This is a genomic window from Roseinatronobacter sp. NSM, assembly GCF_052379845.1.
In the GTDB taxonomy this organism is placed as follows: Bacteria; Pseudomonadota; Alphaproteobacteria; order Rhodobacterales; family Rhodobacteraceae; genus Roseinatronobacter.
This window is the reverse complement of the sequence record NZ_JBQTCF010000042.1, coordinates 1-24,847: the sequence shown is the minus strand read 5'-3', so window position 1 is coordinate 24,847 and position 24,847 is coordinate 1. Positions and strand designations below refer to the sequence as shown.

24 protein-coding genes and 1 pseudogene are annotated in these 24,847 nt (G+C 62.0%); 4 read left to right on the top strand and 21 right to left on the bottom strand.

Features of this window, described 5'->3' with window-relative positions:
• Positions 1-445: pseudogene (locus ACTZWY_RS17595) on the top strand (aldehyde dehydrogenase (NADP(+))); the annotation flags it as partial.
• A 127-nt stretch (positions 446-572) separates the two neighbouring features.
• On the opposite strand, the gene ACTZWY_RS17590 reads toward ACTZWY_RS17595, so the two are convergent.
• Positions 573-2,045 (bottom strand): aminotransferase class V-fold PLP-dependent enzyme, encoded by a 1,473-nt coding sequence (locus ACTZWY_RS17590; protein WP_444792015.1) that lies wholly within the window; start codon positions 2,043-2,045, stop codon positions 573-575.
• Positions 2,046-2,184: 139 nt separating this feature from the next.
• Here ACTZWY_RS17590 and ACTZWY_RS17585 point away from each other — a divergent pair, with 139 nt between their 5' ends.
• Positions 2,185-2,625 carry an Lrp/AsnC family transcriptional regulator gene (locus tag ACTZWY_RS17585; RefSeq protein WP_444792017.1) on the top strand — a complete coding sequence of 147 codons (441 nt, stop codon included), beginning with the start codon at positions 2,185-2,187 and terminating at the stop codon, positions 2,623-2,625.
• 31 nt (positions 2,626-2,656) lie between these two features.
• On the opposite strand, the gene ACTZWY_RS17580 is transcribed toward ACTZWY_RS17585, so the two are convergent.
• The 20 genes from ACTZWY_RS17580 to ACTZWY_RS17485 form a co-directional block, all read right to left on the bottom strand.
• The gene (locus ACTZWY_RS17580; protein ID WP_444792014.1) at positions 2,657-4,438 is read right to left on the bottom strand and encodes an adenine deaminase; all 1,782 of its coding nucleotides are present in this window, start codon (positions 4,436-4,438) and stop codon (positions 2,657-2,659) included.
• Entirely contained in the window at positions 4,435-5,331 is an 897-nt protein-coding gene (locus tag ACTZWY_RS17575; RefSeq protein ID WP_444792013.1) for a nucleoside hydrolase, read from the bottom strand. The genes ACTZWY_RS17580 and ACTZWY_RS17575 overlap by 4 nt, the downstream gene beginning before the upstream one ends.
• Entirely contained in the window at positions 5,328-6,341 is a 1,014-nt protein-coding gene (locus ACTZWY_RS17570; RefSeq protein WP_444792012.1) for an ABC transporter ATP-binding protein, read from the bottom strand. Before ACTZWY_RS17570 ends, ACTZWY_RS17575 begins: the two co-directional genes overlap by 4 nt.
• Positions 6,334-7,110, bottom strand: coding sequence for an ABC transporter permease (locus tag ACTZWY_RS17565; protein WP_444792011.1), 777 nt, complete (start codon positions 7,108-7,110; stop codon positions 6,334-6,336). Before ACTZWY_RS17565 ends, ACTZWY_RS17570 begins: the two co-directional genes overlap by 8 nt.
• Before the next feature lie 4 nt (positions 7,111-7,114).
• Positions 7,115-7,939: an ABC transporter permease gene (locus tag ACTZWY_RS17560; protein ID WP_444792010.1), complete on the bottom strand. Its 825-nt coding sequence runs from the start codon at positions 7,937-7,939 to the stop codon at positions 7,115-7,117.
• A 109-nt stretch (positions 7,940-8,048) separates the two neighbouring features.
• Positions 8,049-9,062 (bottom strand): extracellular solute-binding protein, encoded by a 1,014-nt coding sequence (locus tag ACTZWY_RS17555; protein WP_444792009.1) that lies wholly within the window; start codon positions 9,060-9,062, stop codon positions 8,049-8,051.
• A gap of 39 nt (positions 9,063-9,101) precedes the next feature.
• The gene (locus ACTZWY_RS17550; protein ID WP_444792008.1) at positions 9,102-10,058 is read right to left on the bottom strand and encodes a LacI family DNA-binding transcriptional regulator; all 957 of its coding nucleotides are present in this window, start codon (positions 10,056-10,058) and stop codon (positions 9,102-9,104) included.
• Positions 10,059-10,290: 232 nt separating this feature from the next.
• Complete coding sequence (gene dxs, locus ACTZWY_RS17545) at positions 10,291-12,234, bottom strand: 1-deoxy-D-xylulose-5-phosphate synthase (RefSeq protein WP_444792007.1); 1,944 nt, start codon at positions 12,232-12,234, stop codon at positions 10,291-10,293.
• 197 nt (positions 12,235-12,431) lie between these two features.
• Complete coding sequence (pufX, locus tag ACTZWY_RS17540; RefSeq protein WP_444792006.1) at positions 12,432-12,668, bottom strand: RC-LH1 core complex protein PufX; 237 nt, start codon at positions 12,666-12,668, stop codon at positions 12,432-12,434.
• Between the two features lie 11 nt (positions 12,669-12,679).
• Positions 12,680-13,603, bottom strand: coding sequence for a photosynthetic reaction center subunit M (gene pufM / locus ACTZWY_RS17535; RefSeq protein WP_444792005.1), 924 nt, complete (start codon positions 13,601-13,603; stop codon positions 12,680-12,682).
• Complete coding sequence (pufL, locus tag ACTZWY_RS17530) at positions 13,596-14,444, bottom strand: photosynthetic reaction center subunit L (protein WP_444792004.1); 849 nt, start codon at positions 14,442-14,444, stop codon at positions 13,596-13,598. Before pufL ends, pufM begins: the two co-directional genes overlap by 8 nt.
• 109 nt (positions 14,445-14,553) lie before the next feature.
• Positions 14,554-14,715 carry a light-harvesting antenna LH1, alpha subunit gene (gene pufA / locus ACTZWY_RS17525; protein ID WP_439562617.1) on the bottom strand — a complete coding sequence of 54 codons (162 nt, stop codon included), beginning with the start codon at positions 14,713-14,715 and terminating at the stop codon, positions 14,554-14,556.
• 12 nt (positions 14,716-14,727) lie between these two features.
• Positions 14,728-14,877, bottom strand: coding sequence for a light-harvesting antenna LH1, beta subunit (pufB, locus tag ACTZWY_RS17520; protein WP_209425017.1), 150 nt, complete (start codon positions 14,875-14,877; stop codon positions 14,728-14,730).
• Between the two features lie 117 nt (positions 14,878-14,994).
• Positions 14,995-15,216 carry a cytochrome PufQ gene (gene pufQ / locus ACTZWY_RS17515; RefSeq protein WP_444792003.1) on the bottom strand — a complete coding sequence of 74 codons (222 nt, stop codon included), beginning with the start codon at positions 15,214-15,216 and terminating at the stop codon, positions 14,995-14,997.
• Positions 15,217-15,233: 17 nt separating this feature from the next.
• On the bottom strand, positions 15,234-16,691 hold the full coding sequence (bchZ, locus tag ACTZWY_RS17510; protein ID WP_444792002.1) for a chlorophyllide a reductase subunit Z: 1,458 nt from the start codon (positions 16,689-16,691) through the stop codon (positions 15,234-15,236).
• Positions 16,691-18,160: a chlorophyllide a reductase subunit Y gene (gene bchY, locus ACTZWY_RS17505; RefSeq protein WP_444792016.1), complete on the bottom strand. Its 1,470-nt coding sequence runs from the start codon at positions 18,158-18,160 to the stop codon at positions 16,691-16,693. The genes bchZ and bchY overlap by 1 nt, the downstream gene beginning before the upstream one ends.
• Positions 18,161-18,272: 112 nt before the next feature.
• A complete protein-coding gene (locus tag ACTZWY_RS17500) occupies positions 18,273-19,277 on the bottom strand; it encodes a chlorophyllide a reductase iron protein subunit X (protein ID WP_444792001.1) in 1,005 nt (334 codons plus the stop codon).
• 3 nt (positions 19,278-19,280) lie between these two features.
• A complete protein-coding gene (gene bchC, locus ACTZWY_RS17495) occupies positions 19,281-20,231 on the bottom strand; it encodes a chlorophyll synthesis pathway protein BchC (protein ID WP_444792000.1) in 951 nt (316 codons plus the stop codon).
• Between the two features lie 133 nt (positions 20,232-20,364).
• A complete protein-coding gene (locus ACTZWY_RS17490; RefSeq protein WP_444791999.1) occupies positions 20,365-21,465 on the bottom strand; it encodes a methyltransferase in 1,101 nt (366 codons plus the stop codon).
• Positions 21,466-21,469: 4 nt separating this feature from the next.
• A complete protein-coding gene (locus ACTZWY_RS17485; protein WP_444791998.1) occupies positions 21,470-22,348 on the bottom strand; it encodes a polyprenyl synthetase family protein in 879 nt (292 codons plus the stop codon).
• Between the two features lie 95 nt (positions 22,349-22,443).
• Between ACTZWY_RS17485 and crtD the strand changes: the two genes are divergently transcribed.
• Both crtD and crtC read left to right on the top strand, forming a co-directional pair.
• The gene (crtD, locus tag ACTZWY_RS17480; RefSeq protein WP_444791997.1) at positions 22,444-23,970 is read left to right on the top strand and encodes a 1-hydroxycarotenoid 3,4-desaturase CrtD; all 1,527 of its coding nucleotides are present in this window, start codon (positions 22,444-22,446) and stop codon (positions 23,968-23,970) included.
• A 26-nt stretch (positions 23,971-23,996) separates the two neighbouring features.
• Positions 23,997-24,842 carry a carotenoid 1,2-hydratase gene (gene crtC, locus ACTZWY_RS17475; RefSeq protein ID WP_444791996.1) on the top strand — a complete coding sequence of 282 codons (846 nt, stop codon included), beginning with the start codon at positions 23,997-23,999 and terminating at the stop codon, positions 24,840-24,842.
• Positions 24,843-24,847 lie beyond the last annotated feature (5 nt).

The following is a 24,847-nucleotide window of genomic DNA, read 5'->3' as shown; positions in this document are numbered from 1 at the left end:
AATGCTGGCCACCAGTTGCGACGCGCGCAATGCCACGCCCTATCTGTATGACACCACCGCCGATGCATGGCTGGGCAACCACGCTCTGGGTGAAGAAGTGTTCGGCCCGCTGGGTCTGATCATCCGCGCCCGTGACGAGGGGCAGATGCTGGATCTGGCGCGCGCGCTGCAAGGGCAGCTGACCTGCACCCTGCATCTGGATGCGGGCGACACGAGCCTGGGCCAGCGCCTGATGCCGGTGCTGGAACGCAAGGCAGGGCGCATTCTGGCCAACGGTTTCCCAACCGGGGTCGAGGTCACGGATACAATGGTCCATGGCGGCCCCTACCCCGCCTCAACCAATTTCGGCGCAACATCCGTGGGCACCCTGTCCATCCGCCGCTTCCTGCGCCCCGTCTGCTACCAGAACATCCCCAAAGACATGCGACCAAAGGACTTGCAGTAAACAACCACAAAGGGGTGCGCAAAACACAGCGCGCGCCCCCCCGCCAATCACGCCACATCGCGGGGCCGGTGCAGAAGGTAGCCTTGGGATAAGCCCCCCGCCTGCCCGACCTGCCGTCACTGCCCCATTATGGCTGCGCCGGACCTGTTGGCCATTCAACCGCAGAAAACCGCGCCGTCGACATGTCAGCATGATAGGCGCTTTGCATCGGGTGCGGCGTGCGGGCCAGTGCATCCACTGCGGAAATGATATGGTCCGCCTTCGCATCATCCAACAATACGCTGAAATTCAACCGCACCCAACCGGGTTTGGCCATTTCATCACCCGCCTGAATGGCGTCAAGCAGGCGCTGCGATTGCGCGGCGTCGATTCCCAGCAAACGATGCGCATATGGCCCGGCACAAGCGCAGCCGCCGCGGGCCTGAATGCCGTAACAATCGCTCAGCATGCGGGTAAACAATTGGTGGTGCACATACCCGCCCTGCCCGTCCCGAATACGAAACGAGAAGATCGGCAGGCGCGGCCCCTTGTCCATGCCCAGCAATTCCAGCCGCGGGTTGCGGTCCCAGACAGCGCGCGCACGCGCATCAAGGGCGGCATGGCGCGCCTGCATGACAGGCTGGCCAATGGCGTGTTTGACCATGAATGCCAGTGCCGCGCGAATATCCCCAATCACATTCGGGGTGCCTGCTTCTTCACGCGCCTCCAGCCCATCCGCATAGACATGGCCCCAGGGTGAGACAAACCGCACAGTGCCGCCACCGGGCATGACAGGCGTTGTGCGCGCCACAGCATCCTTGCGGACAATCAGCACCCCGGATGCGCCCGGCCCCCCCAGAAACTTATGCGGGGAAATGACCACCGCATCCTTGGCGCAATCGCCCCCGCCGTGCATGTCGATGGGCAGGTATGGCCCCGCGCCCGCATAATCCCACACGCTGCGCACATCATGGGCGCGCAACAGCCGCGTGAGGGGGTCCACGTCTGTGATAACCCCGGTGACATTGGACGCCGCTGAAAACGCCCCGATCCGCAGCGCGGCGTCACCTGTTGCGGCCAGCGCCTGCGCCAGCACGTCCATATCCGGCCCGCCCGTGGCCGCTTCGGGAATTTCCACCACCTCGGCCCCGCTTTCGCGCCATGGCAGGATGTTGGAATGGTGTTCATAGGGGCCAACAAACACGACAACGCGCCCGCCCGCCGCCAGCGCCTGTGGCACCCCCAACAACTGCACCAGACGGTTTATTCCCGCTGTTGCCCCCGCCCCTGCGAAGATGACCGCATGATCATCATTCGCGCCCGTCAGGCGGGCAATGGTCGCGCGCGCGGCGCGGCGCATTTGCGTCATGGTGGCCCCGCAAAAGGACGCTTCGGTGTGGCTGTTGGCGTAATAGGGCAGCACGTCTGACATCACGAACTGTTCCACCTGCTGCAAGGCCCGGCCAGAGGCCACATAGTCGGCATACACCAAAGGATGCGACCCGAAAGGACCGGGCACGGGCACGCCTTCACCAATCAACCCGGCGCGCAACCACGCCAGCCGGTCGGGGCGGTCAAGCTGGGCCGCGAATCGGGCAAGGGGGCTGTCATTGGCGGTCATGATGTGTCGTCCTTTGGCAGTTGCGAAATTGACATTCACAGCCTAGCGCGCGAAACAGGGGTCATGTGACCCTAAACGCGCGACAATAAGGGGTATTTCGTTGTCAGATTCGCCCAATAAGACCATTTCGCTAGATCAGATGGACCGCGAAATCCTGCGCGCCCTGCAATCCGATCCGGCACTGTCGCAACGCGCCTTGGCCGAACGCGTGGGCCTGTCGCAAAATGCGTGTTGGCGCAGGTTACAGGCCATGCGCGATGCGGGCATTATTGATGGCCAGACATTGCGACTGGACGCTGCGAAAATAGGGCTGGGGCTGACCGTGTTTGTCATGATCCGCACGCGCCATCATTCCGGCGACTGGCTGAAGCTGTTTCGCCGCACCGTCACGGCCATTCCCAATGTCATTGATTTTTACCGCATCGCGGGCGACTATGACTATATGCTGAAGGTGGTGGCCGAGGACATGAACGATTTTGACCGCGTCTACCAGCGCCTGATTGAACGGTTGGACCTGGATGCAGTGACATCCTACATCACCATGGAAAAAATCGCAGATCAGCGGGATATGCCGATTTAAAGCGGGGCGCGTTCATGTCCATTCACCCGACTTACGACAGTCCGTCTTGCAAAATGCAGCTTTCCAAAACGCGCCCTTCAAACACATCCACCAGCCCCAGATCACTTAGTCGCGGGCCAGCATTGCACACCAGTGACGCCCCGAACAGCGCCTTGAACACCAGATAGGGGGGCGACCAGTCCACCAATGCATCAAGCGCGGCTTGCACCGTGGCGAAGCCCTGCGCAACGTCAGGCAGGGGGCGGTCGCTGACCAGCCCGCATATCGGCAATGGCAGACAGGCAAGCAGCTTGCCCTTGCTGGCCACGGCCAGCCCCCCGCCCGCAGCGTGCAGGGCATTCGCGGCCACAGCCATATCCTGCGGGTCTTGGCCGAACACTGTCAGATTATGGCTGTCATGTGACACCGTGGTTGCAAACGCGCCCCGCCATGTTCCCCAGTTTTCCAAAAACGCCACCCGCATGGGGGTTTTCGCCCCGTGCCGGTTGATAATGCCCATACGGATCATGTCTGCGGGCAGCACAAGCCGGTCCTGCGCAACATCAACGAGGCGCGTGCCCCATTCCGGGAAGCGCGGTTTGGACAGGGTTGCAATGCGCGCTTTCGGTCCTTTGGCGGGAATTTCAAAATGCGCGGCAGCAACGGGGCCTATATGCATGGTGTTGTGCAAGGCGGGCGCTTGGACAGGCTGCGCGACGGTCAGAACACCGTCTTTCGCCACCACATGCCCGTTTGCAACAACCTGATGCGCGCGCACCGCCTGCACATCCGACAGCACCACCAGATCGGCACGCCGACCGGGCGCGACAAGCCCCAGATCCCCGCGCCCCATACGCGTTGCCGCGTTCAGTGTCGCAGCCCTGTAGGCCCAAAGCGGCGGCAGGCCACAGGCAATCAAGCGCCGGATCACATGATCCAGCCCGCCGTTTTGGGCCAGTGCATCGGGGAACACATCATCCGTGCACAGGGTCACTGTTTGCGGCAATTCGCCAAGCGCCAGCAAGGCGTTTGCGAATTCCGGCAGCAAATGATCATGCGAGCCGCGCAATTCGATGGTGAAGCCCGCTTCCAGTTTGGCCAGAAGATCGGCGGCGCTGGTCAGTTCGTGGTCTGTTTCCACCCCGCTGGCCGCGAATGCCTGCAATTGCGGCCCTGTCAGACCGCGCGCATGGCCGCAAACCCGCTTGCCACTGGCAAGGCCCGCACCCACAATGCCCGACACACGCGCATCGCCTTGCAACACTGCGTGCATGGTCATCAGTTCCGCCGCGCCGTGGATATCGCTGCGCGCAAGCCATTTTGCGATTGTCGCAGGGGTAAAATCACCGCCGCTGCGTTCATAGCCGGGCGCCGAGGGCACGCAGGTCGGCACCAGCGCCAATAAACGCAGCGCCAGCCCCGTGACGGACTGACAGGCATACTCCAGACCGGAGTCGCCCATGACATTGGCGAATTCATGCGGGTCCCACAGGGCCGTTGTCACCCCGCGCGGCACCACTGCGGCGGCATATTCCGCAGGCGTGACCATCGAACTTTCGACATGCATATGCGTGTCAATGAAACCGGGAACAATGACCTGCCCGGTGGCATCCAGCCGCTGGCTGGCGGAATATGCGCTGCCCGGGGCGTGGACGCTGGCAATCAACGGGCCAACAACGCCCACATCCGCGCGCCTTTGGCGGCCTGTCACCATGTCCAGCACTTGACCCCCTTCGATCAGCAAATCAAACGGGGCCTGTCCCTGCGCGGCGCGCACGGCCCTTGCGCGCAATTCCGGGGCGTTCAGGTCCATATCCGGGGTTGGGGGGGTCATGCGGGGTCTTTCCGTTCAAGCGCGGCAAGACAACGCTGCGCAATATCATCTGAATCAGGTATTATGGCCAGTTGAACCGGCCCTGCGGGGTGGGGTGTGAACATGGTTGCGCCATAGCTGGCATCGGGCGTGGTGGACACGTCCATTCGCACGCGCTGAAACCCGAACAGGGCGGGGTGCAGCAAGGCAAGCGCCGCCACCGGGTCATATATGGCCATATGCCCGCGCCCGCGCGACAGCCCGATATCCAGATACCCCCCCAGCAGGTCACGCGTCAGCGGGTCGGTGGCGGGCATGTCCTGCGGCCCGAAGGTCACTGTGCGGCACGCCATAAGGTCAACCACCTGCAGCGGCAGTTGCGCGTCCAGAACACAGGCCAGGGCCTCGGGGTCGGCAAGGGCGTTGAATTCCGCTGCGGGCGAATGGTTGCCCGGCCCGTTGCTGCCGCCCATCCAGACCAGACGGGTAATCCGCGCCGCGGCGTCAGGATGGCGCTGCACCAGATGCGCCAGATTGGTCAATGGCCCCAGCGCCAAGACCTGTCGCGGGGCTTGGGTGCCCTGCAACCACGCCGCCAGTGCATCAACGGCGGGAAGGGGGGAAAGCGGCACATCCCCCACAGGCAAGCGGCGGCCACGGGTTTGCATGCCATCTGCGCCCAGAATACGCGCCGCTGTTTCCTGCATGCGCAAAAGCGGGCGCTTGGCCCCGCAATATAAGGGCGCGTCCAGCCCATAGGCATGGACCGCGCCTTGGGCGTTGGATATCACCTGCGGCAGTTCCGCATTGCCCGCCACAAGGGATATGCCCGCAAGGGGTGCCCCCGCGCGCTGCAGGATCAGCAAGGCCCAAAGATCATCAAACCCAAGGTCCGTATCAACCCAGACGGTCATTCCACAAGCTCGCAGGCGGTGTGCTGCGGCAAATCAAACTGCAGCGTGTTTCCCAGCGGCACTTCTGGCAGGTCAATCGCGGCGTCAGCCTTGATCTGGCCCAAAGCGCTGTCAATCACATATTCCCGGTGCCCGCCTGCAAAGCTGGACGCAAGCACCCGCCCCGTATGCGGCCCCGTGCCAACCTGAACGCCGCCCGGACGCCATGCCAGAAGCGGGCTGTCAGACCGGAACCCGGCGCGCACGCGCCCCGCGTCAGACACCAGATCACCGCCTTCAACGCGCAAGATATTTTCAAAGCCCATGAAATCGGCCGCGAAGGCCGTTCTGGGGCGGGCATAAAGTTCGGCAGGCGTGCCAAGCTGTTCGATCCTGCCATCCTTCATCAACACAATCCGGTCAGCCAGCGCCAGCGCTTCGGCCTGATCATGGGTGACAAACACCATCGTGACGCCAGTTTCCTTTTGCACGCGCTGCAATTCGGTGCGCATTTCCAGACGCAGGCGTGCATCAAGGTTGGACAGTGGTTCATCCAGCAACAAAACCTTCGGCTGCATGACAAGGGACCGCGCCAAGGCAAGGCGCTGTTGCTGCCCGCCCGACATTTCGGCGGGTTTGCGCCCCTCGAACGCGGCCAGCCCCACAGTGGCAAGCCCCGCGCGGGTGCGGCTGTCAATCTGCGCCTGTGGCAGCTTTTGCAACCGCAACCCGAAGGCCACGTTTTCAAACGCGTTCAGGTGCGGAAACAGCGCATAGGACTGAAACACCAGCCCGATACCGCGTTTGTTGGCGGGCACGCGGGTCACATCACGCCCGTCAATGCTGATGCGCCCGCGATCGGGCACCAGCAGGCCCGCGATGGCGCGCATGGTCGTGGTCTTGCCACAACCCGATGGCCCCAACAGCGCGATCAACTCGCCCTTGCGGATGGACAGGTTCAGCGATGGCACCGCAACGCTTTTGCCATAGGCCAGCGTCAGATCGGAAAGTTGCACGAAAGTGTCAGACATAACGAGAAAACCCCAGCAATCGTTCAGCAATGAAAACAATGGCAAGCGACATGAAGGCCAGCAGCGCAGACAACGCCGCCACTGATGGATCAAACGTGATTTCCATATAGGCAAGCATGTCTATCGGCAGTGTGCGCACCCCCGGCCCGGACAGAAACAGCGACACTGGCACCTGATTGAACGATGTCACAAACCCCAGAATGAACGCCGCCAGCACCCCGCCGCGAATATTGGGCAAAACCACCTTGGCGAAGGCCTGAAACCGCGTGGCCCCCAGCAAAACTGCGGCTTCTTCCATATCGGCGCGCAGGTTATGCATGGACGATGACACCACCCGCACCGCATAGGGCAGAACCAGCGCCGTATGCGCCATGAACAACGCGGCCGTGATCGACACATTCAAGGGCAGCACCATGTAGCGCAGCAACGCAAGCCCGACGATGATACCGGGCACGATGATGGGCGCGGCCACAATGGTGCGCACGGTTTCGGCGCCCGGCAGGTCATACCGGTTCAGCGCATAGGCCGCCGGAATGCCCAGCACCAGCGCGGCCAATGTCCCGAACACCGCAAGCCCCATGGACAGCGCGAAACTGGCGCGGAAGCTTTCGATGGTAAACACCTTCAGATACCATTTCAGCGACAGCCCCTCGGGCGGGAAGGCAAGGTTCTGTCCTGCCGACGCGCCCGCCAGAATGATGATGATGAATGGCCCGATCAGGAAGGCCAGCGTCAGGCCCAGAATGGTCCAGTTGGCAAAATGGCGCATCTGTTCAACGTCCCCGCGCAGTGGCAATGCGCTTCAGCAGCAGGTTGGCCGCGAAGGACATCACAATCAGGATCATGGCAATTACACTGGCCGACACGAAATCATTGGCGACATTGACACGCTGATACAGCAATGTTTCCAGCATCAGCACCTTGGACCCGCCCAGAATGGCCGGTGTGATATAGGCCGTCAGCGCCCCCGTGAAGACAAGCGTTCCCCCGATCACAAGCCCTTCCTTGGTCAGGGGCAGAATGACCTTGAAAAACACCGCAAACCAGTTCGCCCCCAGAACACGCGCGGCAGGGATGACATCGCGCGGAATGTTTTCCATTGCCGACACCAGACTGATAATCATCAGCGGCAGGAAAAGCTGCAACAAGCCGATGAACACTGCCGTTTCGGTAAACAGCAGCCGCAGCGGTGTTTGCGACAGGCCCAGCCCCATGATGGTTTCATTCACAATGCCGGTGCGGCCCAGAATGACAATCCACGCATAGGTTCGCGCAACCGGCGAAATCATCAGTGGCAGGACAACCAGCCCGAACACCCTGCCGCGCGATTTGGGGTCCAGATTGACAATGCAAAACGCCGCCGCATAGCCAATGACCGCCGCCGTGCCCGCCACCAGAACACCCAGTTTCAGCGTGCGCAAAAACACGCTGCGGTGCAGTGGCACCGAAAAGAAGTCAATATACCCCTGCACTGACCAGCCGCCATCTGCACGGAACGCTTCTGACAGCAGAATGGCCACTGGCACCAGAAACAGCAGCGTTGCGAAAATGACAGCGGGCAACGCAAGCGCAAGCCCCTCTCGCGGGTTACGAAACATGATGAAAATCCTGTTTGGGGGTCAGGTCAGGCCCGGCAGCCCGTGAACGGTGCAGGCCCGCCACGCGGCAACAAGGCGGGGGCGGACAGCGCCGCCCCTGCCGGTGCGTTTAGCGGATAACTTCGTTATTCCACTGGTTCACCCAATCTTCGCGCTGGTCCAGAATCTCGGCCGCGCTAAGGATGTTCAGCGCGTCAATCACCTCGGCGCCATAGGTCAGGTTTTCGGCGGCGTCGTCACTTAGCACAACCTCGCGGTTGGCGGGGCTGTCCACCAGCATTTCACCCACCTTTGTCTGAACCTCGACGGACAGCCAGTAATCCATGAACTGATAGGCCAGATCTTCGTTCCCGTTGCCCGCTGTCATGACCATCACGTTCATGCCGCCAGCCTGCCCTTCGGCGGGGTCCGCCCATGCGAAGGGCAGCGCGGAATTCTTGAAGCTGGCCCAAGCGAAACGCCCGACAGGGGCGGCAATCACCTCTTGCTGGTTCATAAGCTGCACCAGTTCCGACGACCGCGAATAGAAGGTGACAATATCATCCGACCGCGCCCCGATGGCCGACAGCACCGGCGCATAATCATCTTCATGCCCAAGCGCCTTGCCCAGCATCATCAGCGTCAGCGGCCCCTGGGTGGTGGTGATATTGGGCAAGGTGACCTGACCGGCCAGCGCATCACCCAGCAAATCAGCCCATGAATTTATTTCAACCAGATCGGAGCGATACACAATCGATGTCGCGTAATAAGTATACCCCACGGCCATATTGTCGCCAATCGGGTCTTTTGCAGACTCGTATAGCTGATCGAAATTCGTCAGTCGCGTGGTATCCAGCGGCGCAATCAGGCCCTTGCGCGCAAGGCTCAGGGCGTCTTGGGTGGAAATGACGGCCATATCAATGACGGGGTTTGCAGCATTGGCTTCAATCTTGGCCATGCGTTCCACGCTGTTGCCGGTTTCGACAACCAGACGGCAACCGCAGATTTCCTCAAAGGGGGCATATAGCGCTTCGCGGTATTCATCCTGCGCAAAGGAATAGACCGAGATTGTCAGCGTTTCGTTCGCCGCTGCGGCACTGGCGCTGGCGCAGCCAAGAATAAATGCGGGGATCAGTCGTTTCATGTCCGGGACTCCGTGTTGGGTGGGTGGTGGTGGGGGGGGTTACGTTGGGGCCTGCATGGTGGAGGCGCGCAGCACCAATTGCATCGGCACCGCGACGCCTTGGGTCTGGTCGGGCCTTTGCGCAATTCGGTCGGTCAGAATACGCAGCGCATGGGCGGCAATGCTGTCCATATCCTGCGCAACAGTCGTCAGGGCGGGGTGCATGGCCACTGCCAGCGGCAGGTCATCAAACCCCGTCAGACTGATATCGTCTGGCACACGAACGCCAGATTGCGACAGGCGCGAATGCGCCCCAAGGGCCAGCAGGTCCGATGTAGCCATCACCGCGGTGACACCTTCCGCCGCAAGCGCGGGCAACGCCGCCAGCCCGTCATCGCCCCAGATGGTGTGACAGGTGACGCCCTGCCCCAGACCGGCAATCATACCCTTGATGCGGTCTTGCTGCACCTCGGACACCGGATCGCCGCCCAGCAGGGCCACATGCCGGTGGCCAAGTCGGGAAATATGCCGCCCCAGCAAGGTGCCCCCCCCCACATGGTCCGCCGCCACCGCTGAACGGGGGTCAGATGCCGTGTTGATGATGACATTGGGCAGGCCAGCGGGCGCTTCGGGCGATGTGCCTTTTTGCGGGACAATCAGCACGCCATCCACGCCCCGGTCTGCAAGCCAGTGGATGGCTTCGCGCTGGCGGTCGGCATTGCCGCGCGAATCCCCGATCAGGATGCCCAGCCCGCGCTGTTCGGCGGCAATCGACAGGCTTTGGGCAATGCGCGGGAACAAGGGGTTGGTCAGGTCCGGCATGACCAGCCCCAGAACCCCGCTTTGGCCGGTTTTCAACGCCCGCGCAAACACGCTTGGCTTGTAGCCAATGGCGTCTGCATGCGCCTTGATACGCGCGCTTAGGTCTTCGGACACGCGCCCCTTGCCTGTCAGCACATTTGACACGGTGGCGACCGAAACACCCATTTCCTGTGCAATCTGCTTTAGACTGGCCATCTGCATCCCCTTTGATGTAACGATTAATCTACACAAAATCTGCCGGTCAATGCTTAATTAAAGGTTTAATCAACATTTCTTGCCAACCATGCCGGAATGCACAAAAATACAGCGACGGCTTGCGTCGCTGTATCGGGTGGTTTGCTGGAAAATGGTCGCGTGGTTTTAAGCGCAGCGCCGGTTCGCGGGTTGGCGCGACACGCGATAACGGCACATCAAGTGCGGCCCGCGCCTAGCCTTGCGCGGCAGTGCTGCGCCTTATGGACGTAATCCCAAGGCTTTCAAGCGCGACAGATTCAATATCGCGCGCGGACATGGCTGCGTCTTCATACATCGCCGCAGGGCTGGCCTGATGGATAAAGCGGTCCGGCAGGGTGATCGTGCGAAGACTGCACCCGCGCGACAAGCCGCCCGAATTGGCCAGATAATGCAGTACCTGCGCCCCGAACCCGCCTTGCGCGCCTTGTTCAACCGTGATCACGGCTTCATGGTGGCGCGACAATTGGTCAATCAGGGCGGTGTCCAGCGGTTTGGCAAAACGTGCATCCGCGATGGTGCAGCTTATGCCACGCGCGGCCAATGCCTCGGCGGCAAGGTGCACTTCACCCAGATGCGCCCCGAATGACAAAAACGCCAGCCGCGTGCCTTCTTGCACGATGCGCCCCTTGCCGATGTCCAGAATACTGCCGCGTTCGGGCAATTCTGCCCCTGTGCCAGCCCCACGCGGAAAACGGAACGCAATCGGGCCGTCGTCATATTTGGCGGAAGTGGCGATCATATGCATCAACTCCACCTCGTCTGATGGGGCCATGACCACCATACCGGGCAGGTTGGTCATGAATGCAATGTCAAAACTGCCCGCATGCGTCGCGCCATCCGCGCCCACCAGTCCGGCGCGGTCAATCGCAAAGCGCACGGGCAAGCCCTGCAGCGCCACGTCATGCACAATCTGGTCATAGCCGCGCTGCAGAAACGTGGAATAGATCGCGCAGAACGGGCGCAACCCGCTGGCGGCCATGCCGGCGGCAAATGTGACCGCGTGCTGTTCGGCAATACCCACATCGAACACGCGCCGCGCAAACCGCTGCGCCATGATGTCAACGCCGGTGCCGTTGGGCATGGCCGCCGTGACAGCAACCACAAGCGGGTCGCGCGCGGCCTCATCCGCAAGGGTGCGCCCGAACACCGCCGTGTAGCTGGGGGCGTTCGCGCTGGCCTTGGCCTGCTGGCCTGATGCCACGTCGAATTTCGCAACGCCGTGGTATTTGCACGCCGCCCCTTCGGCGGGGGCGTAGCCCTTGCCCTTGATGGTGCGCACATGAATAAGCACCGGCCCTTCGGCGCGGTCGCGCGCCATGCGCAATGTGGCCAACAGGTCCGGCAGGGAATGGCCGTCAATCGGCCCGATATAGGTAAAGCCCAGATGTTCGAACATCGTGGCATCTGGCGGGCTGCCTGCTGCCAGCGCGCGGGCGCGTTGTGCCTGTTCGCGCAGGGGTTCGGGCAGTGCCGCGATGAACCCCTGCGCAATGTCCTGAAGCGTGGCCCCCTGCCCCGTGGACTGGCCGTTCAACTGGTTCAGATAGCTGTTCATCGCACCCACCGGGGGCGCAATGGACATGTCATTGTCGTTCAGAATGACGAATAACCGCCGCCCTTCACTGCCTGCGTTGTTCAGCGCCTCATAGGCCATGCCTGCCGTGATGGACCCATCGCCGATGACCGCAATCGCATCACCGGTAGGCTGGCCCATATCACGCCCGATGGTAAACCCAAGGGCCGCGGAAATGCTGGTTGAACTATGCGCCGCGCCAAACGGGTCAAAGGCAGATTCACTGCGCTTGGTAAAGCCCGACAGCCCGTCCTGCTGGCGCAGCGTGCCCATCTCGGCGCGCCTGCCTGTCAGTATTTTATGCGGGTAGCATTGGTGGCTGACATCCCAGACCAGTTTATCAAAAGGCGCGCGAAACACCGCATGCAGCGCCACTGTCAGTTCCACCACCCCCAGCGACGACCCCAGATGCCCGCCTGTGCGGCTGACCACTTCGATGGTTTCGCGGCGCAATTCATCACACAGAACGGACAGGTCCGCATCCGTCAGGTCCCGCAGGTCAGCAGGTCCCCCGATACGGTCCAGTTGCGGGGTGTCGATACCGTAAAGTTCCCTGCCGCGCATTGCGTCCCTCCCTGCCCGGAACATGGCCCGGGCCCAGCTGTGAAAAAAGGTGCCGTGGGGCATTGCCCGCACGGCACCAGTTCCCTGTCGCCAACAGGAAAGGGAACCGGGCGTCACATGCCCGCATCCGGACCGGCTATCTGGTCCGAACCTGGTGTGGGACAGGCCGCGTGTGGCGCCCTGCCCCGTGTTTCACATCATGCGTGATCAATGGCCACGGCAAGGGGTGCATCAATCTGGCTATAGGGCATTGGCGGGGGCGCGTTCTTGCTGTCTTCGGGCAAGAACAGGCTTACGATATAAATCAGCCCGATGATTGCCCCGATCCCCACCAGCACTGTGGCCGCATACCCGGCACCGCGCAACATTTCATACAAGATCCAGTTGCGTATGCGTTCGGACGTGGTTTGACGGATGTAGTCATGTTCAGCCATGTCAGTGCTCCTTAATAGGTGGGACGATAGCCGCGATCCTCGGCCCAGATGGCCCAGTTATCAACGACGGTGCCCGTCAACAGAATGCCGATACCGCCTGTCAATGTGCACAGAACCGCAAACCACCACGCCCAACGGTGAATCCCTTCCATTGTGGCATTGAAGCCCATGGTCCAGCGCCAGAACAGGGCCGCCCGTTCAGATGCAGTGCCACGGTCCACAATCTGCTCCAGCTCGCGGTCACCGCCGAAACGGCTGACGGCCAGAATGGTGGCCCCGTGCATGGCAAACAGCAACGCCGACCCATACAGGAACACAATCGACAGCGCATGGAACGGATTGTAGAACAGGTTGCCGTAACGCAAGGAAAACAGGTTGGTCCAGTCCAGATGCGAGAAGATGCCATAGGGCACGGCCTCGGACCAGGACCCCATCAGGATGGGGCGGAACAGGCCCAGCACCAGAAACAGCCAGATGGCGCTGGCAAATGCCCAAGACACATGTTTGCCCATCCCCAGCGCTTCGGCGCGCAACCATGTGCGCACCCACCACGACAGCACCGAAATCAGCAAGAAGAAGGATGCAATCAGGAAATAGCCCCCTTCTGCAATGGGTGGCATGCGCAACCCGTATTCAGGCCCCGGCGGGTCCAGCGAGAACCAGAACAGGTCGCGCATGAACACGGCGGGGTTGAACCCGGCCTGATACCAATACCACATGCCCACCATCACAAACCATGTCAGGCCGGACACAAGGCTAAGCACACCCATGGCCCCCAGATAGACAGGCCCGATCTGGGCGTTGCCAAACCAACCCGCAAGGTTGGAGAAGCTGGCAGATTTGGTGCGGTTTTCCAGCTCTACGCCTTCGACCAGGCCCATTTCGGGGGCGGCCCGCACCTGCACTTGTGTAAAGATGTTCTGATACTCAGCCATTGATGCCTCCTGCGATATCGCGCCACCACGGCAGATCAAGCCACCAGTCCCACCAGAACACCCACTGGTCAAACCAGATGGTGCCCGAAATCACGATACAGACCGCCGACCAGAACCCGGCATTCAGCGCCAGCAACAGACCAACACGGTGAATGCCCAATGTGCCCACCGAATAGCCGATCAAGTCGCGGAAAAACGTGTCTTCATGGTCGGGCGTTTTCATGACTTCGCCCTTCTTGGGGTTGGCTGCCGACAGAACCAGCGCGCCATGCAGCGCCAGCGCCAGTGTCGTGGTGAAGAAGAAGGTCACCGCGATCATATGCGCCGGGTTGTAGTGGAAATTGCCGTAAGTGTAGCCAACATTGGACACCCAATCCAGATGCGTCCAGATGCCATATGGGAACGCATGCCCCCAGGCCCCCATCAGCACCGGGCGAATGACCACCAGCGTGACATAGGCAAAAATCGCCACACCAAAGGCAAAGGGCACATGATAGCCCATGCCCAGTTTCTTGCAGATCTCCACCTCGCGCAGCGCCCAGGACACAAACGCCCCGATCGCGCAGATGGTGACAATCTGCCATAGCCCGCCTTCAAGCAGCGGTGCCGGACCCAACCCGTAAGACAGGGGTGGGGGATTAATTGAAATCAGCCAAGGGTTCCATGTGCCTTGCAGCACCGCCCCCCAAAATATCAAGAGCGTTCCGAGCACGGCAAAAAACACTGTCGTGACCCCGAAAAAGCCGACGTAGAACGGCCCGACCCAGAAGTCGAACAAATTCCCGCCGACCAGCGTGCCACCTGGCACACGGTATTTGCGCTCGAAGCTTAGCAGCGCCATGCTTCCCTCCGCTAGGCTCGGCGGCCGTCAAGGCCGTCATATGTTGAATGGATGGCTGCGGGCGGCACGGTGTGCCACGCCGCCCACAGTCGGGACGCAAAAACGCGTCTTAGCGGCCGTATTTCTCGGCAGCGATCTGGAACCAGTTGTAGCCGTCGCTTGACAACAGCACCAAATGGATCATCGCAGCCAGAAGAAACAAGAACACGCCCTGTGCCACGAAAACGCGGCGCGGATCAAAGATCAGCCAGATTTTGTAAAACTTGCTCATGTTCTAATCCCTTCAGAACCACGGGCGCCAGATGAACACGGCCAAATGAGCCACGATGGCAACAGCTGAAAACAGCCAAAGCCCGCTCATATAGACCGAGTGCAGCTCCTGGGCCTGCTCGTCGGTAAGACCTGTAAACGACAGGTCAGTTCTTTCAGCCATAGTATCCTCCGGATCATAAGACTGGCACCGCACACCCTGCGGCCGGGATGGTGCCCTTTTTACGGGGCGCCAAAATCCCGCAGACCCTGCCCACGGGAATATCGGTCACACAGCTTTTCAGCTGCGGAAAATAATCGGCGCGATCACATGCGCATCGGCCAGCGCACGGCCCACCGGCCCAAGGCGCGGCAATTTGCCGGTGGTCACGACACGCCAGCTCCAGGTCAGCAGACCCGTTGCCAGCGCCAAAACAAAGATCACGCTGAAATAAAGCCTGTATTCCCAGTTCTGCGCACGCTCGTTGCGGGGTCTGGGGGCATTCACGGTGTAATCGGCCATGGTCTTTCCTCCTGTGGTCACGCGCGGGTCAGGTCTGGGCGAAGCGCCGCAACCAATTCGCTGTCGATTTCATCTGCCCCGCGGTCCAGTGCCGCGGCCTCTATGGCGTCGCGCAGGCTGCGCGCGGCAGAAATGCGGGTCAAAATAGGGTGCTGGGCCACAATGCGGTCCAGTTCGGCCTTGGCCTCGGCGGACCATGGCAAGTCACGGCGCAAATTGGTGGGCGTGGCTGCAGCGGCGTCCATCTGGCTGCCCAGCGGCAGAATATGGAACAGCGCGTCAAACAGCCCGTTGCACACTTCTTGCAAAACATAGCTCGCGCCCGCATAGCCCATCATGGGCGTGCCAGTATGGCGCCTTATCGCCGCGCCGGGAAAACTGGCGGGAATGAACGCAGGCGCTGGCCCGTGTCCGGCCTTCAACTCGGCCAGATACATCTTCTCATTGATGGACCCGAACACCACCAAGGGGCGCTTTGCACCCAGCAGCGCGCGCACACGGTCATTGTCGGTCTTGGTGCCGCGAACGCGCGCCACCGCGAAGGCACAGGGCAGGCCAAGGTCTTCTTCCAGATATTTGCGCAAGCCCCGCGTATAGGTTTCAGACGCCACAACCGCAAAACTGGCCGTGGCAAAGAAATCCTGTGTCACGGAACGCCATAAATCCCAGACCGGCTTCAGCGTCGAATGCTTTTCGCGTGCAATGAACGGCTCCGGGTCCAGTTCCAGCAATTCGCCCAAACGACGCAGAAAGCGCGTTGTGCTGTCCATGCCGATGGGCGCTTGCAAATAGGGCTTGCCCAGACATTCGGCCAATCCACGCCCGAATTCGCGGTACATCACGATATTGACATCAGCATTCACCAGATTGCGCATATCGGCCAGATGGGCACCCAATGGCATGACCATGTTGACCTCCGCGCCGATCCCTTCGACCAGTCGGCGGATTTCAGCCAGATCAGACGGCATATTGAACGTGCCATACATCGGCCCAAGGATATTGATACGCGGGCGCGCCCCCTCCTCGCGCTTCTTCTCCGGCGGCATGCGACCCTTGGTCTGGCCGAATTCGGTGAACAGCCATGTCATGGCGCGGTCGGCCGCTTCCCATTGATCCTCATCAATGGTGCGCGGCAGGAAGCGTTGAATATTCGTGCCCTGCGGGGTCACCCCCCCGCCGATCATTTCCGCAATGGACCCTGTGACGACAACCGCAGGCAGCGCGGGATCAAGCGTTTTCCACGCCCGCGCCATCGATTCCTCGGTGCCTGACGACATTTCATCCTCGCCCAGTCCGGTAACGACAATCGGCAATTCATGCGGCGGCAGCGCGTCGGTGTAATGCAGAACCGATGTTACAGGCAGGTTTTCACACCCCACAGGGCCATCAATGACAACCTGCAACCCCTTGACGGCACAAAAGGCATAGACTGCCCCCCAATACCCGCCCGCGCGATCATGATCTTGAACCAGCATCAGATCATCTCCTGCGCTTTGGCCGCGCGCGCGGCCTTGTCCAGTTTTTTCTGGTGCTGGGCGCGGAAATCAGGGCGCAGGTTCGGGCTGCCTTCCCAAATACCGGCAGTGTCGCCCGTCCCCACCCCGTCGAAGAAATCGCGCATCATGTCCATGCGCGCCTTGCCATTGATGGCGGCATTGACCACTTCGCCCAAGGACCCCGCCCCCGCCGGTCCCATCAGGGGACGCGCGGAAATCAGGTTGGTGAAATACAGCGACGGGATGCCCTTTTGCTTGGCATGCTGCACCACAGGCGTGGTGCCAATGGCCAGATCAGGTTCCAGCCCGTCAACAGCAGCCAGATCATCAGCCAATGACGCGCGGAATTTCACAACCACACCGCGCGCTTCCAGCCAGTCGCGGTCCGCCGCTGACCATTTCGACGCCGCACAGGCCGTGCCCACATAGGCCAGATCCGCCCCGCTCTCGACCAGCAGGCGCGCCACCAACAGCTCCGACCCTTCATACCCCGACAGCGTGATCCGGCCCTTGACGGGGGCACCCGCCAGCGCTGCGCGCACTGCGGGCACAAACGCATTTTGCGCCGCGGCAATCCGCTCTGGCGCCACATTGAACGCAGCGCCAATCGCGGCCAGCCAGTCATGCGTGCCCTCAACCCCCACGGGCGCGGACCCTATCACAGGCCGCCCTGCGGCCTGAAATTCCCGCACCGCCGCCGCATAAAACGGATGGATGGCCGCAACCGCGCCGCAATCCAGCGCAGCATATAACTCGCGCCATTCGCGGCACGGCACGACAGGCCCTGCGGCCAGCCCCATGGGGGCCAGCATCGCGCCGATCATCATGGGATCGGCAGGGAACATCTCGCCCAGAAGCGCAACCGTCGGGCGGTCCGTGCGGCCAGCCAGCGGCGCAGGCACCGGTCCCGCCTCAACCTCTTGGCGGGCATAATTCAACATGGCGCCGGCCAGCACATCCTTGGCCTCGGCATGGGTGGGCACCCCGAATCCGGGCACATCTATTCCCACAATGCGCACACCGTTTATGTCCTTGGGCAGCAACCGCAGCGGCACGCCCGACGCCGTGGGCACACACAGATTGGTCACCACAATCGCATCATATTGCGCAGGGTCCGCCATGTCATGCACCGCATCGCGGATATCTTCGAACAGCTTGCCCGTGACCAGCGATTCCGAATTGAACGGCACATAGCCCACGGACCGCCGCGCGCCATAGAAATGGCTGACAAAACTCAGCCCATAGACACAACACGCAGACCCCGACAGCACAGTTGCCACACGCCGCATGCGCAGGCCCACCCGCAAGGACCCAAACGCAGGGCACATCGATTCCGGCTTGTCATGCGGGCCGCGCGGGTAATCCCTGGCAAACTGGTCCAGCACGGCCCCGTTCCCGGCAGCGCGCGTCCTGGCCTCCATCTGTTGCATCGGCGCATGACATCCCATGCCATCCGCCTGCCCTGCAGCCAGATCATCCTTCATCTTGCCCGAAATACTCCGGGGGGAATCGCCGCAGGCGATGGGGGGCTGGCCCCCCTGTTCCATATGCGCAAAATCATCAGGCATCGTCATACACCACTTCCAGCGACGCTTTCGCCACGGCGTTCTTGCCGCGCATGTCTGTGTCGGTGGCCGGTTCCAGCACAATATCGCCGCCCGTATCCTTGCTGTCGAACAGCGCCAGCAGCCCGTCCTGATCCAGCGGGTCGGGGCGCAGGGGCGGGGCAAGCTCCACAGCCTCGGCCAGGCCCACAAACAGCGATCCCCACTTGCTGGCCGCACTGCCCACAATCTGGTAATTCGCGGATTTCTTGCGCAGATCATCATCTTGCGGAATGGCCGCCAGCACCGGAATATTCACCGATTTTGCAAAAGCCGCCGCTTCGCCCGTGCCGTCATCTTTATTGATGACCAGCCCTGCCACACCGACATTGCCGCCCATCTTGCGGAAATATTCCACCGCCGAACACACGTTATTGGCCACATACAGCGATTGCAGGTCATTCGATGCGACCAGAATAACCTTCTGTGCCATGTCGCGCGCAATCGGCAGGCCAAAACCCCCGCAGACCACATCGCCCAGAAAATCCAGCAGGACATAATCGAAGTCCCAGTCATGGAAGCCCAGTTTCTCCAGCAGTTCGAACCCGTGGATAATGCCGCGCCCCCCGCAACCGCGCCCGACTTCCGGCCCGCCCAGTTCCATGGCAAACACGCCGTTGCGCTTGAAGCAGACATCGCCAATGGCCACTTCCTCGCCCGCCAGCTTCTTGCGGGTGGATGTTTCAATGATGGTGGGACACGCCTTGCCGCCGAACAACAGGCTGGTTGTATCCGATTTCGGGTCACAGCCAATCAGCAGCACGCGCTTGCCCTGTTCAGCCATCATGCAGGACAGGTTGGCCAGCGTGAAGGATTTGCCAATCCCGCCCTTGCCATAGATCGCTATGATCTGGGTGTGTTTGCTGGGCGGGTCTTGCGGAATTTCCAACGACGGCTCTTCATGGGCCTCGTCGCGCAGCCGCTTGTCAAAATCCTTCAGGTTCGGAATATCAAGCGTCATCTCTCAAGCCTCCCAGTTCAGTATCATTTTCAGGCAGTCAGCATCACTGAAGGCCTGTTCATAAGCGCGCGCGGCATCCGCTGGTTTGGCGTGATGGGTAATCAACCCCGCCAGCGACAAGGCGCCGCTTTCGATCAGATCGCGCGTGGCAATCATGTCTTCGGGTTGCCATTCCGCCGCCACGCGCAAGCGCAGTTCGCGCAAGAAGGCAGGGACAAAGGTGAATTGCAGGGGCGTGGTGTAAAAACCGGCCAGCACAACCTCGCCGCCCTTGGCCACACGCCCGATCAACTGCTCCAGCAGCCCTGCCGCGCCCGATGCGTCCAGAATGCAGGCATAATCGCGGCGCGCGTCATCGTCAGGGTGGCACACAGCGTAGCCCTGCGCCCCCGCATGGCGCGCTGGGTTCACATCCCACACTTGCGGCGCAGGACCGCCAAGCGCGATGACACTGCGCGCCACCAGCCGCCCCAGAACACCATGCCCGACCACCAGACCGGGCAAACGCGCATGTGGCCCCGCCACGGCGTGATATGCCGTCGCAGCCAGCGCCAGCAACGCGCCTTCTGCCCCCAAGGCGGGGTCAATGCGGGTGACGCGCCGCGCATCCGTGACCAGATGGCGCGACGCTGCGCCAAACAGGCCGTAAACTGCGCCATCGTCGGTCGGTGCATAGCAGTTCGCACCGGGCACAAAAACATGCTCGCCCACGCGGAACCCGGTATCAGCACCGGCCTGTTCCACCACACCGCTGGCTTCATAGCCGGGCACAAGCGGGTAGCCCATGCCCGGAAATGGCGGCATTTCGCCGGTCCAGAACAACCGTTCTGTCCCTGTTGAAATGCCCGAATGCGCCACACGGACCACCAGATCCCCTGCCCCTGCGGGGTTCAGCGCAACACGGCCCAGCGACAGCTGGCGGGGCGCTTTCAGGATGATGGCGTCAGTATGCACAGGAACCCTCCGGGTGGTGGCCTTGCGTTGCGTTTTGCTTCGCTGTCGACTCACTATTCCCATGTGTAATCTTAACGATACATATGCAGGTGTCAATTCTAATTGACAGTAATTTTAAGATGACAGGCCAAGATTACAGCTTCTGTGCCACAATCACTGCAGCCACATAGGGCCTGCGCGTCGCTATGGGGCGGATATTTGCAAAACCGGCGTTACGCAGCAGGACGCCAATTTCTTGCGCGCTGCGGGTGCGGCCAGTTTGCATGGCCAATGTGTAAACTGCAAAATACACATCAGTATGGCGATCAGGGCGCGCACCGCCTGACATGGGTTCAATCACCAGCACCTTGCCGCCCGCTGGCAAGGCAGCGAATACTTTGGCCAGCAGCGCGCGAACAGTGTCATCGCTGTGGTCATACAGCACCCGCACCAGCGAAATGGCATCCGCCCCTTGCGGCAGCGCATCATCGCGGAAGGACCCGCCGTGACGGGCCACGTTTTCCGGCAGGTCGGCCAGGGCCACCACATCGGGCAAGTCGAACAGCGCAAGGTCCAGCGCGGGATACCGCGCGCGCACGGCGCGCAAAAACGCGCCTGTCCCGCCCCCTACATCCAGCAGCTGTGACGCCCCCTTCAGGGACACGCTGGCCAGCGCCTCTGCCGCAACAATCGTCTGGCTGTCAGCCATCAGGCGGGAATAGCGCGCGGACACTTCGGGGTCCATGGGACCCGACGCGCCGAACACATAGGGCCAGAAATTCGCCAGCGCAGGCACAGTTTCACCGCGCAGGAACGCCACCGGATCGGCCAGATCGCCGTATAAAACCGCGTGGTGGCGCACCATGTCTTCCAACCCCGCCACCCCCAGAAAGGCCGCGCCGCGCTGTGCCAGATGGAACCTTGCGCCCTTGCGACGCAACAGGCGCATGGCCGCACCCGCCTGCAACAGCACCGCCATACGGTCCGGCGGCACATTCAGGCGCGCGCCCAACGCATCGGGGGTGGCGGGGCCATCGGCCAACAGGTGCAACACGCGCAATTCCACCAATGCAACCAGCATCTGGCTGCTGACAAACCCCTGCATCAGGTCAAACAGCGCCGCGCCTTCGCGCCGGGCGATGCTGCGCAAAACCGGCACCCGCGCCGCGAACGCCTGAAACCGCGGCGACGCCGCCAGCCGGTTTATCAGCCCCGCAGGCCGAAGCGGTGCGACATGCCCATCCTGTTGCGTCATCTGCTTACGCACGCACCGGCGCAACCGGCGTCATGCGTTCCGCATAGAGGCGCACCAATTGCGCAAGCTGCGCTTCCCCCGGACATGACGGAATCGACGCAATCGCGCCGCCCAGAATGTCATGCAACCGCTTGATGGCCCCTTGCACGCCCAGTTCCTGCACTGCCGAGGGGCGCGCATAGGCCGCATCCTGCCCCACAGGTTTGCCCAGCGTGGTTTCATCATACAGCGCATCGCGCAAATCATCGGCGACCTGAAACGCCTCGCCGATGCGGGCACCCAGTTCTTCCCATGGGCCGGGTTCATGACCCGCCGCCAAGGCCCCCATTTGCGTGGCCGCCACAAACAGCGCTGCCGTTTTTGCGCGGTGATAGGCGCGCAAATCCACACGCGCTTCGCTTTCCCACCCCTGCCCGGCGCAAATACCATGCGGCATGCCCGTATGACGGGCCAGCAATTGCACCAGTTGCAGCGCGCGCGCAGCATCGGCAGGGGCCGCACCGCCCAGCAGGTCGAAGCCTGCAATAATCAGGCTGTCGCCAGTCAGCACGGCCAAGGGTTCGGAAAAGGCCAGATGCACCGTGGGCTTGCCCCGCCGGAAGCTGGCATTGTCAAAGGCCGGCAAATCGTCATGCACCAGACTGGCGCAATGGATCAACTCCAGCGCGACGGCGGCGCGGTCCGCAAGGTCGGGGCGGTCATCGCCACAGGCCAGCGCCACCGACAGGCAAATCGTGGGCCGTATGCGCGCACCGCCGGGGGTAACTGCATAATTCAGCGCCGCCGCCAGCCGCCCGGGCACTTCATCAGGGGTGCCCGCAGCCCCTTGCGCGCGCGCAATTGCGGCACTCATCGCCCTGTCTATCCGTCTGCCAAGTTCCATCTGGTCCCCCTTGCGCGACTGACTGTCAAATATTTTCTACAGTATAGTGTAAGTTAAACTGGACAGTTTCGCAGAAAGAGTCAAGAATTCCCGACATGAACATCAAAAAAGAACCCATCCTCGTGGTCGGTGCCGGTATTGGCGGGCTGGTTGCGGCCATTTATCTGGCCGCACAGGGCCACAAGGTCACCGTATGCGAAGGGCATTCATGGCCGGGTGGCAAAATCCGCACCACCGACAGCGCTGCAGGCCCTGTTGACGCTGGCCCCACGGTTCTGACACTGCGCGCAGTGCTGGACGATGTGTTTCATGCCGCTGGCACGCGGTTGGACGACCACCTGACGCTGGTTGCCCTGCCGGTGCTGGCGCGCCATTTCTGGACCGATGGCACGCGGCTGGACCTGACGCCCTGCGCAGACCACAACGCCCGCGCGATTGCTGCCGCGTTCGGGTCGAAGGCCGAAAGGGAATACCGCAGTTTTTCCGCACAAAGCGCAGCGCTCTATGATGCCTTTCGCGCGCCGGTCATGTTTGCCCCCCGCCCCAACGCATGGGCCGCCGCGCGCGCCGCCCTGGCGCGCCCTGTCACCTTGCCATGGCTGCGCCCCGGCCTAAGCCTTGAACGCATGCTGCAGGCGCGGTTTTCCAACCCGCATTTGCGCCAGCTGTTCGGGCGGTATGCCACCTATGTGGGCGGAAATCCGTTACTGGCCCCTGCGGTTCTGGCGCTGATATGGCAAGCCGAAGGCGCGGGGGTCTGGGCCGTCAAGGGGGGCATGGCCCGGCTTGCGCAGGTGCTGGCGGATCTGCTGATACGGCTGGGCGGCACGCTGCGCCTGAATTGCCGCGTGCGCGCCATTGCAACCACAAATGGCGCAGTCAGCGGGCTGCATCTGGCCAATGGAGAAACCCTGAACGGCCCCCAGGTGGTGTTCAATGGGGACCCTGCCGCCTTGCCGGCACTGCTTGGGCAAGCAGCAGGCGCCCCCAAACCCCAGCAAATCACCCCGCGCAGCCTGTCAGCCGATGTATGGACATTTTCCGCGCAGGTTGCGGGCCGGGGTCTTGGGCGTGTTGCACTGGCCTATCACAATGTCTTTTTTGCTGATGACCCAAGGCAGGAATTCGAACCCCTTGCACAAGGTTTGAGACCCGCAAACCCCACCATCTATATGTGCGCCCAAGACCGCGCATCGGGCTTGCCTGATGGGCATGAGCGTTTTCAACTTATCCTGAATGCCCCGCCGCTTGGCGCGGGCCAACCCGAAGGCCACAACACATGCCCGACCGACCCTTTCGCCAGGCTGGCGCGTTTCGGCCTGCACCTGACACCCGCCAATGTGACGACAACCCATCCGCAGGATTTCGCAGCGCTGTTTCCCCACAGTCAGGGGGCGCTGTATGGCCTCAGTCCGAACGGGACCTTTGCGACATTCCAGCGGCCACAGGCGCGCACCCAACTGGCGGGGCTGTATCTGGCGGGGGGCGGGGTGCATCCGGGGGCGGGGGTGCCAATGGCGGCCCTGTCGGGGCAACACGCCGCACATGCCGCGATGGCCGACCGGATTTCAGCGCCCATGTCGCGCCAAACGGCTATCACTGGTGGTATGTCGACGGGCTAAGCGATGATGGCACCTGCGCCATTTCGGTGATCGGGTTCATCGGGTCGGTATTTTCGCCATGGTATCGGTGGTCAGGACGGCGCGATCCGCAAAACCATTGCTGCATCAATGTCGCCACATATGGGCCGAAATCGCGCTTCACCATGACAGACCGCGGGCGCAGCGCCCTGCGCCAAAGCGCCGATACATTGGAGGTTGGCCCCAGTTCCATGCGCTGGGACGGTGACAAACTGGTGATAGAGGTGAACGAGATATCCTCGCCCCCGCTTGTCAGCCGGGTGCGCGGCACCATCACGCTGCACCCCGAAACGCTGTTTGGCCAGACCTATGACCTGACGCCCGATGGCCGCCACTGTTGGCAGCCCTTCGCGCCAATTGCGCGGATTGATGTCGCGCTGGACCCCGGACACCACTGGACGGGGCATGGCTATTTCGACTCGAATTACGGCACCAGCGCGCTGGAAGATGATTTCAACTACTGGACATGGGGGCGGTTCCCCCACAAGCGCGGCACAAGCTGCTTTTATGACGCCACGCTGCGCGATGGCCGGTCAGAAAGCATTGCGTTGCAGTTTCACCGCGACGGGCGCACCGAACAGACCGCCCCGCCGCCCCGCGCGCGCATGGCCCGCAGCCTGTGGGCGGTTCGGCGCGAAACGCGCGCAGATGCGGGGTTTGTGCCGCGTCAGGAACTGGCCATGCTGGACGCGCCGTTTTACACGCGCTCGGCAGTGCGCACCTGTATCGACGGGGAACAGAGTGTTGGCGTGCATGAGGCGCTGGACCTGCGCCGATATGCGCAGCCGCTGCTGAAACCCATGCTGGCCGTGCGCGTTCCGCGCAGGGCGCGGTGGGCGTTCAGCGCCGGATAAGGGCC

Bases quoted from the DNA above. Each gene is read 5' to 3' on its own strand.
- ACTZWY_RS17590 (WP_444792015.1), bottom strand. From the start codon at position 2,045: ATGACCGCCAATGACAGCCCCCTTGCCCGATTCGCGGCCCAGCTTGAC.
- ACTZWY_RS17585 (WP_444792017.1), top strand. From the start codon at position 2,185: ATGGACCGCGAAATCCTGCGCGCCCTGCAATCCGATCCGGCACTGTCG.
- ACTZWY_RS17580 (WP_444792014.1), bottom strand. From the start codon at position 4,438: ATGACCCCCCCAACCCCGGATATGGACCTGAACGCCCCGGAATTGCGC.
- ACTZWY_RS17575 (WP_444792013.1), bottom strand. From the start codon at position 5,331: ATGACCGTCTGGGTTGATACGGACCTTGGGTTTGATGATCTTTGGGCC.
- ACTZWY_RS17570 (WP_444792012.1), bottom strand. From the start codon at position 6,341: ATGTCTGACACTTTCGTGCAACTTTCCGATCTGACGCTGGCCTATGGC.
- ACTZWY_RS17565 (WP_444792011.1), bottom strand. From the start codon at position 7,110: ATGCGCCATTTTGCCAACTGGACCATTCTGGGCCTGACGCTGGCCTTC.
- ACTZWY_RS17560 (WP_444792010.1), bottom strand. From the start codon at position 7,939: ATGTTTCGTAACCCGCGAGAGGGGCTTGCGCTTGCGTTGCCCGCTGTC.
- ACTZWY_RS17555 (WP_444792009.1), bottom strand. From the start codon at position 9,062: ATGAAACGACTGATCCCCGCATTTATTCTTGGCTGCGCCAGCGCCAGT.
- ACTZWY_RS17550 (WP_444792008.1), bottom strand. From the start codon at position 10,058: ATGGCCAGTCTAAAGCAGATTGCACAGGAAATGGGTGTTTCGGTCGCC.
- dxs (WP_444792007.1), bottom strand. From the start codon at position 12,234: ATGCGCGGCAGGGAACTTTACGGTATCGACACCCCGCAACTGGACCGT.
- pufX (WP_444792006.1), bottom strand. From the start codon at position 12,668: ATGGCTGAACATGACTACATCCGTCAAACCACGTCCGAACGCATACGC.
- pufM (WP_444792005.1), bottom strand. From the start codon at position 13,603: ATGGCTGAGTATCAGAACATCTTTACACAAGTGCAGGTGCGGGCCGCC.
- pufL (WP_444792004.1), bottom strand. From the start codon at position 14,444: ATGGCGCTGCTAAGCTTCGAGCGCAAATACCGTGTGCCAGGTGGCACG.
- pufA (WP_439562617.1), bottom strand. From the start codon at position 14,715: ATGAGCAAGTTTTACAAAATCTGGCTGATCTTTGATCCGCGCCGCGTT.
- pufB (WP_209425017.1), bottom strand. From the start codon at position 14,877: ATGGCTGAAAGAACTGACCTGTCGTTTACAGGTCTTACCGACGAGCAG.
- pufQ (WP_444792003.1), bottom strand. From the start codon at position 15,216: ATGGCCGATTACACCGTGAATGCCCCCAGACCCCGCAACGAGCGTGCG.
- bchZ (WP_444792002.1), bottom strand. From the start codon at position 16,691: ATGCTGGTTCAAGATCATGATCGCGCGGGCGGGTATTGGGGGGCAGTC.
- bchY (WP_444792016.1), bottom strand. From the start codon at position 18,160: ATGGGATGTCATGCGCCGATGCAACAGATGGAGGCCAGGACGCGCGCT.
- ACTZWY_RS17500 (WP_444792001.1), bottom strand. From the start codon at position 19,277: ATGACGCTTGATATTCCGAACCTGAAGGATTTTGACAAGCGGCTGCGC.
- ACTZWY_RS17490 (WP_444791999.1), bottom strand. From the start codon at position 21,465: ATGACGCAACAGGATGGGCATGTCGCACCGCTTCGGCCTGCGGGGCTG.
- ACTZWY_RS17485 (WP_444791998.1), bottom strand. From the start codon at position 22,348: ATGGAACTTGGCAGACGGATAGACAGGGCGATGAGTGCCGCAATTGCG.
- crtD (WP_444791997.1), top strand. From the start codon at position 22,444: ATGAACATCAAAAAAGAACCCATCCTCGTGGTCGGTGCCGGTATTGGC.